The organism is Microbacterium stercoris (assembly GCF_017592545.1).
In the GTDB taxonomy this organism is placed as follows: domain Bacteria; phylum Actinomycetota; class Actinomycetes; order Actinomycetales; family Microbacteriaceae; genus Microbacterium; species Microbacterium stercoris.
Genome location: NZ_JAGFOA010000008.1, coordinates 132,837 through 145,240 on the forward strand (window position 1 = coordinate 132,837; position 12,404 = coordinate 145,240).

Annotated in this window: 17 protein-coding genes; 6 read left to right on the forward strand and 11 right to left on the reverse strand. The window is 70.1% G+C overall.

The features are described 5' to 3' along the window. The first annotated feature begins 6 nt into the window (after nt 1-6). Complete coding sequence (locus J5V96_RS16540) at nt 7-1,341, forward strand: lactonase family protein (protein ID WP_208505507.1); 1,335 nt, start codon at nt 7-9, stop codon at nt 1,339-1,341. 19 nt (nt 1,342-1,360) lie between these two features. Further along, nucleotides 1,361-1,678, forward strand: coding sequence for a chorismate mutase (locus J5V96_RS16545; protein WP_208505509.1), 318 nt, complete (start codon nt 1,361-1,363; stop codon nt 1,676-1,678). Between the two features lie 25 nt (nt 1,679-1,703). On the opposite strand, the gene J5V96_RS16550 is transcribed toward J5V96_RS16545, so the two are convergent. The 3 genes from J5V96_RS16550 to J5V96_RS16560 are packed head-to-tail and all read right to left on the reverse strand — an operon-like array spanning nt 1,704 to nt 3,720. After that, a complete protein-coding gene (locus J5V96_RS16550) occupies nt 1,704-2,420 on the reverse strand; it encodes a hypothetical protein (RefSeq protein WP_307793729.1) in 717 nt (238 codons plus the stop codon). Further along, entirely contained in the window at nt 2,417-3,337 is a 921-nt protein-coding gene (locus J5V96_RS16555; protein ID WP_208505511.1) for an ABC transporter ATP-binding protein, read from the reverse strand. Before J5V96_RS16555 ends, J5V96_RS16550 begins: the two co-directional genes overlap by 4 nt. Then, nucleotides 3,334-3,720 carry a GntR family transcriptional regulator gene (locus J5V96_RS16560; protein WP_208505513.1) on the reverse strand — a complete coding sequence of 129 codons (387 nt, stop codon included), beginning with the start codon at nt 3,718-3,720 and terminating at the stop codon, nt 3,334-3,336. Before J5V96_RS16560 ends, J5V96_RS16555 begins: the two co-directional genes overlap by 4 nt. 305 nt (nt 3,721-4,025) lie before the next feature. Here J5V96_RS16560 and gdhA point away from each other — a divergent pair, with 305 nt between their 5' ends. The 3 genes from gdhA to J5V96_RS16575 all read left to right on the forward strand — a co-directional run bounded on the left by gdhA (nt 4,026) and on the right by J5V96_RS16575 (nt 6,594). Then, complete coding sequence (gdhA, locus tag J5V96_RS16565) at nt 4,026-5,372, forward strand: NADP-specific glutamate dehydrogenase (RefSeq protein ID WP_208505515.1); 1,347 nt, start codon at nt 4,026-4,028, stop codon at nt 5,370-5,372. A gap of 188 nt (nt 5,373-5,560) precedes the next feature. Continuing rightward, nucleotides 5,561-6,028, forward strand: coding sequence for a nuclear transport factor 2 family protein (locus J5V96_RS16570; RefSeq protein ID WP_208505517.1), 468 nt, complete (start codon nt 5,561-5,563; stop codon nt 6,026-6,028). Then, nucleotides 6,028-6,594, forward strand: coding sequence for a TetR/AcrR family transcriptional regulator (locus tag J5V96_RS16575; protein ID WP_208505519.1), 567 nt, complete (start codon nt 6,028-6,030; stop codon nt 6,592-6,594). The genes J5V96_RS16570 and J5V96_RS16575 overlap by 1 nt, the downstream gene beginning before the upstream one ends. Nucleotides 6,595-6,653: 59 nt before the next feature. Here J5V96_RS16575 and J5V96_RS16580 read toward each other — a convergent pair whose 3' ends face one another. From J5V96_RS16580 to J5V96_RS16615, 8 genes are all read right to left on the reverse strand, one after another. Beyond that, nucleotides 6,654-7,049 (reverse strand): RidA family protein, encoded by a 396-nt coding sequence (locus J5V96_RS16580; RefSeq protein ID WP_208505521.1) that lies wholly within the window; start codon nt 7,047-7,049, stop codon nt 6,654-6,656. A 68-nt stretch (nt 7,050-7,117) separates the two neighbouring features. Next, nucleotides 7,118-7,906: an ABC-2 transporter permease gene (locus tag J5V96_RS16585; RefSeq protein WP_208505523.1), complete on the reverse strand. Its 789-nt coding sequence runs from the start codon at nt 7,904-7,906 to the stop codon at nt 7,118-7,120. Further along, a complete protein-coding gene (locus J5V96_RS16590; protein ID WP_208505525.1) occupies nt 7,903-8,877 on the reverse strand; it encodes an ABC transporter ATP-binding protein in 975 nt (324 codons plus the stop codon). Before J5V96_RS16590 ends, J5V96_RS16585 begins: the two co-directional genes overlap by 4 nt. Nucleotides 8,878-9,015: 138 nt before the next feature. Next, complete coding sequence (locus tag J5V96_RS16595) at nt 9,016-9,453, reverse strand: pyridoxamine 5'-phosphate oxidase family protein (RefSeq protein WP_208505527.1); 438 nt, start codon at nt 9,451-9,453, stop codon at nt 9,016-9,018. Nucleotides 9,454-9,574: 121 nt separating this feature from the next. Beyond that, nucleotides 9,575-9,928 carry a YciI family protein gene (locus J5V96_RS16600; protein WP_208505529.1) on the reverse strand — a complete coding sequence of 118 codons (354 nt, stop codon included), beginning with the start codon at nt 9,926-9,928 and terminating at the stop codon, nt 9,575-9,577. Further along, nucleotides 9,925-11,211, reverse strand: coding sequence for an RNA polymerase sigma factor (locus J5V96_RS16605; RefSeq protein ID WP_208505531.1), 1,287 nt, complete (start codon nt 11,209-11,211; stop codon nt 9,925-9,927). The genes J5V96_RS16600 and J5V96_RS16605 overlap by 4 nt, the downstream gene beginning before the upstream one ends. After that, nucleotides 11,208-11,582 carry a YciI family protein gene (locus J5V96_RS16610; protein WP_236015051.1) on the reverse strand — a complete coding sequence of 125 codons (375 nt, stop codon included), beginning with the start codon at nt 11,580-11,582 and terminating at the stop codon, nt 11,208-11,210. Before J5V96_RS16610 ends, J5V96_RS16605 begins: the two co-directional genes overlap by 4 nt. Nucleotide 11,583: 1 nt before the next feature. Next, the gene (locus J5V96_RS16615; protein WP_208505534.1) at nt 11,584-11,946 is read right to left on the reverse strand and encodes a YciI family protein; all 363 of its coding nucleotides are present in this window, start codon (nt 11,944-11,946) and stop codon (nt 11,584-11,586) included. 272 nt (nt 11,947-12,218) lie between these two features. Here J5V96_RS16615 and J5V96_RS16620 point away from each other — a divergent pair, with 272 nt between their 5' ends. Further along, nucleotides 12,219-12,377 carry a hypothetical protein gene (locus J5V96_RS16620; RefSeq protein ID WP_208505536.1) on the forward strand — a complete coding sequence of 53 codons (159 nt, stop codon included), beginning with the start codon at nt 12,219-12,221 and terminating at the stop codon, nt 12,375-12,377. Nucleotides 12,378-12,404: the final 27 nt, after the last annotated feature.

Here is a 12,404-nt window from a genome sequence, read left to right on the forward strand (position 1 = left end):
CAACCCATGAGGTTCTGGATCGGGGCGCGTGGGTCGGACATGAAGGGCGAGGCCCGCGGCATCGCCGCCGCCACGGCGGGAGACGCCGACTCGCCGCTGGCGAGCGGATCGCTCGCGCTCGTCGGCGACGCGGTCACGGCCCCCTCGCCGACGTGGCTGGCCGCTCATCCGCGTCACGAGGTGGTGTACGCGGCCCTCGAGAAGCAGGGGCGCGTGGGCGCCTTCCGCCGCACGGGCGAGGCGACGCTGACTCCGCTCGGCGAGACCGTCGCCACCGGCGACGCGACCTGCCACGTCAGCGTCGCGCCCGACGGATCCCACCTCATCGCCACCTCGTGGGGCGAGGGCATCGTCACGCACATCGCGCTCGCCGCCGACGGGCGCCTGGGCACGGGCGTGCAGGGCGACCCCAGCGAGGATCCGTATGCGTCCGGAGCGAAGCCCGCCCCGGATGCCGCCGCGCTCGTCGCCGAGGACGGCGGCATCGCCGACCTGCGGAGCCTGATCGACCGAGGCGCCGACGCATCTCAGCTGGCCGCGATGCTCGCCGGATCGACGCCGAGCCCGGCCATCGGCGCCGACGCCGGGTTGGACGAGATCATGGCGATCCTCGGCCAGTCGCAGAACCCGTATGACGATCCGGCGGTGCGGGACATCCTGCGCGGCTCCGCGCCGCGCGAGGGCCAGAACCCGCTCGCGGGCGCGATCGATCTCAGCGGCAAGGCGCCCGAGGTGCCGGCCGAACGCGTGCCGCGCGCGCACTGCTCGGTGTTCCTGCCCGGCGGGCTCGTCGCCACCACCGACCTCGGCTACGACCTCGTGCGCTTCTGGCGCACCGGCCCGCGGGGCATCCGCCTCGACCACGAGGTCGCCCTGCCGATCGGCACCGGACCGCGCCACCTCAGCCTGCACCCCTCGGGCCACCTCCACGCCGTGACCGAGTTCTCGTGCGAGGTCTACGTGCTGAGGGCAGGACCGGATGGACGCTGGGTGCTCCGCTCGGGCATCGCCGCGTCGCGCGGGGCGCTGCCGGGCGACACCGCCGCAGAGCTCACCCGCTCCCGCGACGGCGAGTTCCTCTACGCGGGCCTGCGGGGCAGCGACACGATCGCCGTGCTGCGCGTGCGCGGCGAGGGAGACCGGCTCGAGCCGGTCGCGCTCGCGGAGTCGGGCATCCGCACCCCGCGCCACCACGTGGTGATCCGGGACGCCCTGCTCGTGGCCGGGCAGGGCTCGCATGAGATCGCGTCGCTGGCGCTGGACCAGCGCACGGGCATCCCGGGGCGTGTGCGCCACCGGCTGTCGACCCCGTCGCCGCAGCACATCCTGCCCGTGCGCTGAGCGCCGGTAATCTCGAAGCATGAGCGACCTCACGCCCGCCGAGACCCCCCAGGAGACGCTGCTGCGTCTGCGCGCCAGCATCGACAACATCGACGCCGCGCTGGTCTATCTGCTGGCCGAGCGGTTCCGCGCCACGCAGCAGGTCGGGCTGCTGAAGGCGACGCACGAGATGCCCGCCTCCGACCCGAAGCGCGAGGAGCAGCAGGTCGCGCGCCTGCGGGCGCTCGCCGAGGCCGCCCATCTCGATCCGGAGTTCGCCGAGAAATGGTTCAACTTCGTGGTGGCGGAGGTCATCCGCCACCACGAAGCCTTCAAGAGCACCGCGGCCGACGCGTAGCGGCCGCTCGCGCGGCGCCGGCGGCTCAGGCCACCGTGCGTCGCAGGGTGAGGTAGCTGCCGAGCGCCATGAGCGCGATGAACGGCACGGCCCAGAAGGCGAGGCCCAGCGGGCCGGTCTCGACGAGCCAGGTCCATGTGGCGGGCCAGGCCTCGAGCCGCGTGATCAGGAACACCACGCCGACCAGCAGAAGGCCGATGCCCGAGAGCACGAGGGTGACGGCGATCGTGCCCCAGCGCTTGAAGATGGTCGCTGCCCAGAACCCGATGACGAAGAGGAACATCGTCACGACGAGGTACGTGAACCAGGCGCCGAGCCATCCCGACTCCCACATGGCCGGCAGGTAGGCGAAGTAGCCGTTCACGCCCATGCCGTTCGTCGCGCGCTCGAGCAGGCCGATCAGCACGAACGCGGTGGACAGCATCACGCCGGTGACGGATGCGGCTGCCAGTGTGCCGAGGTAGAACTCGCGGCGCGTGAGACTCATGGCCTGCGAGAACGGGAACGACAGCGTCATCGCCTGGATGCCGACCGCCATCAGCGCCCACAGCGGCGCCTGCGCCCCGCCGCCGAACTTCGGCTCGTCGATCGGGATCATCGCGAAGATCAGGATCGAGATCACCCAGGAGGCGCCGAGCACCAGCAGCGGCATCCAGATGTAGGTGACCTTGTTGATGAACTGCAGCCGGACGACGTTCAGGATCCGGTTGCGCCCCAGGGGGCTGCTGACGACGGCGCTCACGACGCCACCTCCTTCAGATCGGCGGACGGCGCGCCCTGCTCGGAGGCGCCGGCGTGCTGAGTGCTGCGCACGATGAGCTGCTGCAGCGAGACGGGGGCGAGCTCGAGGCCGGCGGCCGAGACCTCGCTTCGCTCGGCGGCGGTGAGCGTGCCGAGGAACGTGACGGACGAGACGCGGCCGAGCGACTCGCGATGGATCACCTCGCGACCACGCGTGAACTCCTCCACGGCGTCGGCGGGGCCGACGAGGTTGGTGGCCTTCTGGAGGGCGTCCTCGGTGGTCTCGTCCATGATGATCCGGCCGTGGTCGATCACCAGGACGCGCTCGACCAGGTTCGCCACCTCGTCGATCAGGTGGCTGGAGAGCAGGATCGTGCGCGGATGCTCCGCATAGTCGGCGAGCAGGCGGTCGTAGAAGATCTGGCGGGCCACGGCGTCGAGGCCGAGGTAGGGCTCATCGAAGAAGGTGATCTCGGCGCGCGACGCCAGGCCGATGATCACGCCCACCGCCGACAGCTGTCCCCGCGAGAGCTTCTTGATGCGCGTGCGCAGCGGCAGCTGGAACTCCTCGATCAGCTGGTCGGCGAGCTGCTGGTCCCAGTGGGGGAAGAACAGCCGCGCGGCGGCCAGGGCGTGCTTCGCCGTCGCGTCATCCGGGTACTTCTGGCTCTCTCGCACGAAGCACACCCGGCTGAGCACGCGGGCGTTCTCGTACGGGTCGTCGCCGAAGACGCGGACGGATCCGCTGGTGGCGAAGTTCTGCGCGGTCAGGATCGACATCGCGGTCGTCTTGCCGGCGCCGTTGCGGCCGAGGAAGCCGTAGATGGTGTCCTTCTCGATCGCGAAGCTGACGGCGTCGAGTGCGAGCGTGTCCTTGTACCGCTTGGTGAGGCCCTGCACCTCGATGACGGCGGTCATGACGTTGTCCTTCCGGTTTCGGTGATTCGGGCGCCGTGCTCGCGGACGAGCGCGGCGAGGTCGTCGGGGGAGAGGCCGATGCGGCGGGCCTCGTCGATGAGAGGGGAGACGTAGCGGTCGGCGAAGGCGTCGCGGCGTTCGCGCAGCAGCAGTTCGCGCGCCCCCTCGGGCACGAACATGCCGATGCCGCGGCGCTTCTCGAGCACGGACTTGTCGACGAGCATCGCGACTCCCTTCGCGGCGGTGGCCGGATTGATGCGGTAGAAGGCGGCCAGTTCGTTCGTGGACGGCGCCTGTGATCGCTCGGGGAGGCTGCCATCCACGATGGAGTCCTCGATGCGCTCGGCGATCTGCACGAACAGCGGCTTGCCTTCTTCGATCAACGCGACCCCTGGGTGGTGGTTGGGTTAGTTACTTGAGTAATGAACCACCGAACGCGGCCGGTGTCAAGAGCCGCCGATCCGCTTCTCGTGTTACGAGCCGGAGAACAGGTGCTCACCGCGGCCCCCACGCGGTGGTGAGGTTTGCCGGATTGCGCCCGTAAGCTGGAGGGCGACATGCCCGGGGAGAATCAGAGCCCCGCCGGCAGTCGCAATCGCGGTGTCACCGCTAAGGCCCATCCGGCCGGATCCTTTCACGAGCGCTGCTCACCCCACCGAGCCTGCGCTCCTTGCTGATGGAGAGTTCCATGCCGCAGCTGCATGCCCACCTGGTGCCGATCTTCGACGAGATCGTGACCCGAAACGCCGGCGAGCCCGAGTTCCACCAGGCTGCTCACGAGGTGCTCGAAAGCCTCGGCCCGGTCGTCGAGAAGCACTCCGAGTACGTCGACGCCCAGGTCATCCGCCGCCTCTGCGAGCCGGAGCGCCAGATCATCTTCCGTGTGCCGTGGGTCGACGACGCCGGTCGCGCCCAGGTCAACCGCGGCTTCCGCGTCGAGTTCAACTCGGCCCTCGGCCCCTACAAGGGCGGCCTGCGCTTCCACCCCTCGGTGAACCTCGGGATCGTGAAGTTCCTCGGCTTCGAGCAGATCTTCAAGAACTCCCTCACCGGTCTGCCCATCGGCGGCGGCAAGGGTGGCTCCGACTTCGACCCCAAGGGCAAGTCGGACGCCGAGATCATGCGCTTCTGCCAGTCGTTCATGACCGAGCTGTACCGCCACATCGGCGAGTACACCGACGTCCCCGCGGGTGACATCGGCGTCGGCGGCCGCGAGATCGGCTACATGTTCGGCCAGTACAAGCGCATCACCAACCGCTACGAGTCGGGTGTGCTCACCGGCAAGGGCATCAGCTGGGGCGGATCCCTCGTGCGCACCGAGTCCACGGGCTACGGCGCCGTGTTCTTCGCGCAGGAGATCCTCGGCACCTCGGGCGACTCGCTCGAGGGCAAGCGCGTCATCGTCTCGGGCTCGGGCAACGTCGCGACCTACGCCACCCAGAAGGTGCACCAGCTCGGCGGCACCGTCGTGGCGATCTCGGACTCGAGCGGCTACGTCGTCGACGAGAAGGGCATCGACCTCGACCTGCTCAAGGACGTCAAGGAGGTGCGCCGCGCCCGCATCAGCGAGTACGCCGATGCCCGCCAGGGTGCGAGCTTCGTCGCCGGCGGCTCGATCTGGGACGTGCCGGCGGATGTCGCCATCCCGTCCGCCACGCAGAACGAGCTCGACGAGGCCGCGGCCATCCAGCTCGTCAAGAACGGGGTGAAGGTCATCTCCGAGGGCGCGAACATGCCCGACACCCCGGAGGCGATCCGCGTGTTCCGCGAGGCGGGCGTGAAGTTCGCCCCCGGCAAGGCGGCCAACGCCGGTGGCGTCGCGACCTCGGCGCTCGAGATGCAGCAGAACGCCTCCCGCGACTCCTGGTCGTTCGAGTACACCGAGGAGCGCCTGCACCGCATCATGAAGTCGATCCACGACCGCTCGCTCGAGACCGCCGACCAGTACGGCGCCCCCGGCGACTACGTGGTCGGCGCCAACATCGCGGGCTTCACGAAGGTCGCCGACGCGATGCTCGCCCAGGGCGTCATCTGATCCGCTGATCCTCTGCGAAGGGGCGGGGCGCTGCGGCGTCCCGCCCCTTCGGCGTTCCCGGGGACCGGGCGTCACGTGGGGCATCTGGAACTTCTTCCCGATTCGTGTTGACGCTCGCGTGCTCGGTCTGTACCGTTAGGTACACACTGAACCGATCGGTACAGAACACAACACCCAGAGGAGTCCTCATGTCCCGTCCGCCCCTTCCCCCGTTCACCGAAGAGACCGCCATCCAGAAGGTGCGCGCGGCCGAAGACGGCTGGAACACCCGCGATCCGGAGCGCATCGCGCTCGCCTACAGCGAGGACAGCTGGTGGAGGAACCGGTCCACCTTCGTGCAGGGCCGCGAAGCCATCATCGAGTTCCTCGCCGGCAAGTGGGACCGCGAGCTGGACTATCGGCTCATCAAGGAGCTGTGGGCCTACACTGGCGACGTCATCGCGGTGCGCTTCGCGTACGAGTACCGCACGGCCGAGGGTCAGTGGTTCCGCGCGTACGGCAACGAGAACTGGCACTTCGACAAGGAGGGACTCATGACGCACCGTCACGCGAGCATCAACGACGTCGAGATCGACGAGTCCGACCGCAAGTTCTTCTGGGACAACTCCGGTCCGCGCCCCGCCGACCACCCCGGCCTGAGCGAGCTCGGTCTCTGATGGCCAGAACCGTCCTCGACCGGTCCGACGTGGTTCTCGCCCTCGCCGGCGTATTCCGCAAGCGAGGCTTCGAGGGTGGTTCCCTGTCGGTCATCCAGCAGGAAACGGGCGTCGGCCGCGGCAGTCTCTACCACTTCTTCCCCGAGGGGAAGACGGACATGGCCCGCGCCGTCCTCGAGGAGGTCAGCAACTGGTTCGAAGAGAAGGTCTTCGAGCCCCTTCGCACCGCGACCGATCCCCGCGAGGCGATCGCGGACATGACCCGCGAGGTCTCCGAGTACTTCCTCTCCCGTGAACGCGTGTGCCTCTTCGCCGCGATGACGCTAGGGGAAGAGCAGGAGACCTTCGCCCCGTCGGTGAAGGCCTACTTCACCGACTGGGTCGAAGCGCTCGCGAGCGTGCTCCGCAGCGCGGGGCTCTCTTCCGAGGAGGCGGCGGACCGTGCGCTGGACGCGGTCGCCGTCATCCAGGGCGGGCTGATCCTCGCCCGCGCTTACGGCGACGACGCGACCTTCCTCGGGGTCGTCGACCGCACCGAGAAGCACCTCCTCGCCTCCATCAGCTGAGCGGATCCCCGCTCGGCGAGGCTTCCGCCGCCCGAATCGTCGGTGTGCCCCGGGCCGGATCAGCGGGCCGCGACCGCACTGACCTCGATGAGCGCCCCGGGAACGGCGAGGGACGCGACGACCGCCGCGGTGACGAGCGGCGGCTCGGGAGAGGCGATGCGTGCGGCGATCGCGCCGTAGGCAGCGCCCAGGTCGGCGCCCTTGGCGATCAGCACGGTCCACTGCACCACGTCGGCGGGCGTGGCGTCGGCGGCCGCGAGCGCGGTGATCGCGTTCTCGACCGCGCGGGTCGCCTGGGCCGCGACGTCGCCGGCACCCACGAGCTTTCCATCGGCGTCGACGGCGTTCTGACCGCCGACGTAGATCGTCGTCGCTCCCGGCGGCACGATGGCGACATGGCTGAAGGCGGGGCTGTGGACGAGCCCCTCGGGGCGGAGCTTCTCGATGCGGATCATGCGCCCACGGTCCCACCAGCCTCCGACATCCACCAGAGGAGACCGGATCCGTGCGCCCCCGGCGCGGATCAGCCGCGCAGGTCGCGCCCGCGGAGGGCGAGCATCGCGATCACGGGGAACGCCACGACGAACAGCCACAGCGGCCACTGGTCGGCGAGGGTGACACCGCCCTGAAGCGGCGAGTCGGCGAAGGCCCACGAATAGGGCGACGCGTTCGCGATCCAGTCGGCATCGGGGGTCTGGGCCGCCACCGCGTTGAGCGCGTAGCTGACGACGGCCACCAGCGCTCCCACACCCGCCGACAGCGCGCGTCCGCCGATCGCCGCGCCCGCCAGAAGCGTCCACACCCCGCAGAAGAGGGCGAGCCCCGCGAGCGCACAGGACGCCACAAGAACCGGGCCGAGCTCGAGGCCGAGGTCGGCAGGCCCGTTGAAGGCCAGGACCGACACCGTGCCCACCAGCACGAGGAACAGCACGCGGATGATCAGCGCCTCGGTCTGCGCGAGCACGTAGCCGCCGCGGCCGATCCCGTGCGCCAGGTCGAGCTCCAGCCGGCCCGACTGCTCGTGGCCGCCGATCGCGGTGGCCGCCCAAGACACGGACGCCGCGGTGATGAGGAAAAAGCCCATCAGCCCGTAGAACGTCGCCTGCACGTAACCCGCGCCGGAGGTGAGGTCGTCATAGCCCAGCGTCTGCACGAGCTGCGGCGGCAGCGAGTCGAGCAGCGACTGCATGTCGCCCGTGACGAGGTCGTCGTAGAGCGGCAGGTAGAGCGCCAGGATGCCGACGATCGCGAGCGACCACAGCAGCGTCGCGCGCCACGATCCGCGCAGCTCCCTCCGCAGCACGGCGGTCACTTCGCGGCCCCTTTCTGCGCGAGGGCGACGAGGTCGACCGGCTTCGTCTTCCGATCCGGATCGCGCTGCGTGCGGTAGAGCTGCAGGATCGCGTCCTCGAGGTCCGGCTCTTCGATCGACAGCTCGGTGGTCGTGAGGTGCGAGAGGGTCTTGACGAGGGCGTCGAGGTCGCCGTCGTAGAGCGCGTCGAGATGCACGCCGTCGGGCTCGTCGGCGAGCACCACCTCGCGCAGCGGTAGCTGCCGGATCTGATCCCACACCGTGTCGGAGTCGGTGCCCGCGAACACCGCGCTGATGCGTCGAGCGGCCCCCCGACGCAGCGAGGGCACGTCGCCCTGCGCGATGATGCGACCGTCGGCCAGCACCGACACCTCGTCGGCCACGTGCTGGATCTCGCTCATCACGTGCGAGCTGAGCAGGATGGCCGCGCCGTCGTGGCGAGCCTCGCGCACGAGCTCGAGAAAGGTGCGCTGCACCAGCGGGTCGAGGCCGCTCGTCGGCTCGTCGAGCACCAGCAGGTCGGGTTCGTGCTGGAAGGCCTGGATGAGGCCGAGCTTCTGGCGGTTGCCCTTGGACAGCGTCCCCACCGGGCGGGAGAGGTCGAGGCCGAGGCGGTCGGCGAGCTGCTCTGCGCGATGGGGCGCGACGTCGCCCGAGACCCGGGCGTAGAACGCGAGCACGGCGCGGCCGGTGGGATCACCCTCCAGGCGCAGGTCGCCGGGCAGGTAGCCGATGCGCCTGCGCAGGGCCGGGCCGCCCGTGCGCGGATCTTCTCCGAGGACCCGCACGGTGCCGCCCGAGGGGCGCAGGAGGTCGAGCAGGATGCGCAGCGTTGTGGTCTTGCCGGCGCCGTTCGGCCCGACGAGTCCGAGCACCGACCCCGGCGCGACGTGCAGGTCGATGCCGCGCAAGGCCACGTGACGTCCGTAGCTCTTGCGCAGATCCTGGACCTCGATGGCGGCCGTCGTCACGAGCTCACCCTATCGACGCGCGCCGGCCCGCCGTCAGTGCGCTCGTGGTCACAAACCGCCGCAGCAGCGTCGATGGCCGCGGCGTTTCGTGACCAGGGGCGGACGGATCCGGCTCCGCGCAGGACCGGCGCAGGCGCGTCAGTACATCTGCGGTCCGTCACGATCGGGCTCCGCTCCGCGAGCGAAGGCGCGGCCGGACACCGATGTGGGCACGATGCGCACGAACACACGCTTGAGAGTCGGGATCCAGGGTCGCAGCTCCGCCGTCTCTGCTCGCTCCACGTCGGCACTGGTCTCCAGGGGCGTGGCGTGTCCGCGCACGACGACACTCCACGCCTCGGTATCGGTATGGCTGTCGACCTCGAACAGCACGTCCGCGTTCACGGTGAGCTCGAACAGCTTGGTGCCGGGCGCGGTGCGGAACAGGATGCCGTCGGCGTAGACGGCGTAGTTGACGGGGAAGATGTCGATCGTGTCGCCGACGTGTGTGACCAGTCGTCCTAGCTCCTGCTCTCGCAGGCGGTCCCAGCTCTCGGCTTCGGTCAACATCCTGATGGGGTCGCTGTACGGGGTCATGCGGCCATCATCGGCAGGGGGACGACGCCGTGCCTCTCAACGGTCGGATTTGCGCGCGGGATGGGCGGAGATTAGGTGGTGGATGACGGAGTTTCACCGCGGCCATCGCAGCTGACCGGGGTCACTCCTCCCAGGGGAGTCGGACGGTGGGCAGGATCAGGATGCGACCGAGCACGGCAGAGGGGTGCGTGGCCATGTAGGCGGCGGCCTCGTCGATCGTCTCCGCTTCGAGCAGGTCGTAGCCGGCGAACCACTCCTTGAACTCGGGGAACGGGCCGTCGGTCACGATCGTCCGGCCGTCGCGCACGACGACCGACTTCGCGCTGTCCCGGCCGGCGACCGGCGCACCGGGGCCGAGCGCGCCGGTCTTCTCACCCTCCTCGGCCCAGCGCTCGAGCATGCGCTTGTCCTCCTCGCGCGGCAGGTCGGATCCGGTCGGGTCGGTCAGGTGCAGGACCAGGAACTTCTGAGTCACGATGCGTTCTCCCTTGCAGGTGTGTGCGGTTGTGGCGTCGGCGCCGCGAGCTGAGCTCGCCGGCGGATGAGGTGGGCGGTCTCGGCGGTGTTGCCCGCGAGCTCGATCGCCCGGTCGTAGGCGGCGTGGGCGTCGGCCGAGCGGCCGACCAGCCGCAGCAGCTCGGCTCGCGTCGTGTGGAACGCGTGGTACTCGCTCAGCCTGTCGGCGAGCCGCTCGACCTGCGCGAGGCCCACCTCCGGAGAGTCGAACTCGCTGATCGCGATGGCCTTGTTGAGGCTCACGATGGGGCTCGGATCGATCCGCTCCAGCTGACCGTAGAGGGCGACGATACGGCCCCAGTCGGTGTCGCGCGCGTGCGGCGCGGTGACGTGCACCGCGTTGATCGCGGCGAGTAGCTGGTAGCGCCCGGCGCGCTCGCCGCCCCGGGCTGCCTCGATCCGCTCCTGCACAAGGGCGATGCCCTCGGCGAGCAGCCGTCGATCCCAGGCGCCGCGATCCTGTTCGTCGAGGCGCACGAGCTCGCCGTCGGACGAGAGCCGCGCGCCGGCCCGCGCCTCCGTGAGCAGCATCAGGGCGAGAAGCCCCGTCGCCTCCCCGTGATCCGCGGGCGGGAGCAGATCGCACACAAGCCGCGTGAGCCGGATCGCCTCGCCCGTGAGATCGCGGCGGATCGGATCCGTGCCCTCCCCGGAGGCGAGGTAGCCCTCGTTGAAGATCAGATAGAGCACCGCGAGCACTCCATCCAGACGCTCGGGCAGATCAGCGGTCTCGGGCACCCGGAACGGGATGCGAGCGGCCTTGATCTTGGCCTTCGCGCGGCTGATGCGCTGACCCATCGTGGTCTCCTGCACGAGGAACGCGTGCGCGATCTCGGGCACCGTGAGACCGCCGACGATGCGCAGAGTGAGGGCCACGCGCGCCTCCGGCGCGAGTGCGGGGTGGCAGCAGGTGAAGACCAGGCGCAGGCGATCGTCGTCGACCGCGCCCACCGGATCCGGCGGGCTGTCGTCGTGCAGCATCATCGCCTCCTGGTGCTTCTGGTCTCGATGGCTCTCGCGCCGGATCCGGTCGATCGCCTTGCGCTGGGCCGTGGTGGTGATCCACGCGCCGGGGTTGGGCGGCACGCCCTCGGCCGGCCACCGCTCCACGGCGGTGGCGAACGCCTCGGCGGCCGTCTCCTCGGCGAGGTCGAGGTCGCCGAAGCGCCGCGCCAGCCCGGCGACCACGCGCGCCCACTCGTCGCGGTGGGTGCGGGCGATCGCCTCGGCCGCGGTAGTCATGCGGTCTGCGCGAACGCGGTCGCGAACGGCCGCACCTCGACGAGCTCGCGGCACACGTGCGAGGCCTCGGCCGCGACCTTGAGCGCGGCGTCGAGATCGGGCACGTCGATGATCCACAGGCCGTTCAGGCCCTCTTTCGACTCGATGAACGGGCCGTCTGTCAGGATCGCCTCCGCCCCGCGACCGTCGACCACCGTCGCCGTGTCGGGCGCCTCGAGCCCGTCGACGAACACGAGCACGCCCTCGGCCGCAAGCCGGTGGTTGAATGCGCCCGTGGCGGCCATCGCCGCGTGCATCTCCTCGACGGATCCGTAGCCGCCGAACTCCGGGTTGTCCTGCCGGCCCATCACCGACAGCAGATAGCGCGCCATGTCAGTCCTCCTCGACCGATGCCCGGGCGGGCACAACGTACATACGCCCGATGCGGGCGGTGGGGTGGTTCTCGAGCAGCCGGGTGGCGTGCGCCATCGACTCGGCCTCGATCCACTCGACACCGAGGAACCACTCCTTGAACTCGGGGAACGGCCCGTCCGTGGCGACGAACTCGCCGTTATGCGCGGTGAGGCGCCGGGCGTGATCGGGGCCCGCGACCGTCTCGCCGTTGGGCTGCCAGCCGTCGGGTCCCTCGCGGTGGGCGAGCCAGGCGTCCATCCGGGGCTGATCGATCGCCGGATCCCACTCCGCCGCTTTCGGATCGGACATGTGGATGACGAGGAACTTCTGTCGTGCACTCATCGGGTGCCTCCTTCGAGAGGTCTACGAACGGACCCGGGTCGATTCGACAGCCTCCGGAGAAGAAATCCAAGGGGTGCCCCGGCTCCGGGACCGCTCCCGATCGGATTGCATGCGCGGATTCGCCCTCTGACCTGCGGATCCAGGGCTGGCGGGATGAGGCGAATCGGGAGCGCTTCCGAACATCCGCGCCCTAGAGCCGGTCGAAGGGGAGCGCTCTCGGCCGTTGTCTCCGCAGCGGGGTCACCGCCCGCTCGTCTACGAAAGGCACGGACATGAACGACATCATGAGCCCCTCCGAGCAGCGCGAGTTCGCCGACCGGATCACCGACCTGCGCTGGGAGCGCCGCCAGCAGCGCCGGGCGCGCCGCCGCGCGTTCGCCGACTTCCTGCTCTCGATTCCCGGGACCGCCCTGCTGCGCCTGGGCGCGTGATCCGGCGACCGCCCTGCTGCGCCTGGG

What these genes read in the sequence shown, in the direction of transcription:
- J5V96_RS16570 (WP_208505517.1), top strand. Translation starts at nt 5,561, where the DNA reads ATGTCCCGTCCGCCCCTTCCCCCGTTCACCGAAGAGACCGCCATCCAG.
- J5V96_RS16615 (WP_208505534.1), bottom strand. Translation starts at nt 11,946, where the DNA reads ATGAGTGCACGACAGAAGTTCCTCGTCATCCACATGTCCGATCCGAAA.
- gdhA (WP_208505515.1), top strand. Translation starts at nt 4,026, where the DNA reads ATGCCGCAGCTGCATGCCCACCTGGTGCCGATCTTCGACGAGATCGTG.
- J5V96_RS16595 (WP_208505527.1), bottom strand. Translation starts at nt 9,453, where the DNA reads ATGACCCCGTACAGCGACCCCATCAGGATGTTGACCGAAGCCGAGAGC.
- J5V96_RS16580 (WP_208505521.1), bottom strand. Translation starts at nt 7,049, where the DNA reads ATGATCCGCATCGAGAAGCTCCGCCCCGAGGGGCTCGTCCACAGCCCC.
- J5V96_RS16540 (WP_208505507.1), top strand. Translation starts at nt 7, where the DNA reads ATGAGGTTCTGGATCGGGGCGCGTGGGTCGGACATGAAGGGCGAGGCC.
- J5V96_RS16620 (WP_208505536.1), top strand. Translation starts at nt 12,219, where the DNA reads ATGAACGACATCATGAGCCCCTCCGAGCAGCGCGAGTTCGCCGACCGG.
- J5V96_RS16555 (WP_208505511.1), bottom strand. Translation starts at nt 3,337, where the DNA reads ATGACCGCCGTCATCGAGGTGCAGGGCCTCACCAAGCGGTACAAGGAC.
- J5V96_RS16605 (WP_208505531.1), bottom strand. Translation starts at nt 11,211, where the DNA reads ATGACTACCGCGGCCGAGGCGATCGCCCGCACCCACCGCGACGAGTGG.
- J5V96_RS16545 (WP_208505509.1), top strand. Translation starts at nt 1,361, where the DNA reads ATGAGCGACCTCACGCCCGCCGAGACCCCCCAGGAGACGCTGCTGCGT.
- J5V96_RS16575 (WP_208505519.1), top strand. Translation starts at nt 6,028, where the DNA reads ATGGCCAGAACCGTCCTCGACCGGTCCGACGTGGTTCTCGCCCTCGCC.
- J5V96_RS16610 (WP_236015051.1), bottom strand. Translation starts at nt 11,582, where the DNA reads ATGGCGCGCTATCTGCTGTCGGTGATGGGCCGGCAGGACAACCCGGAG.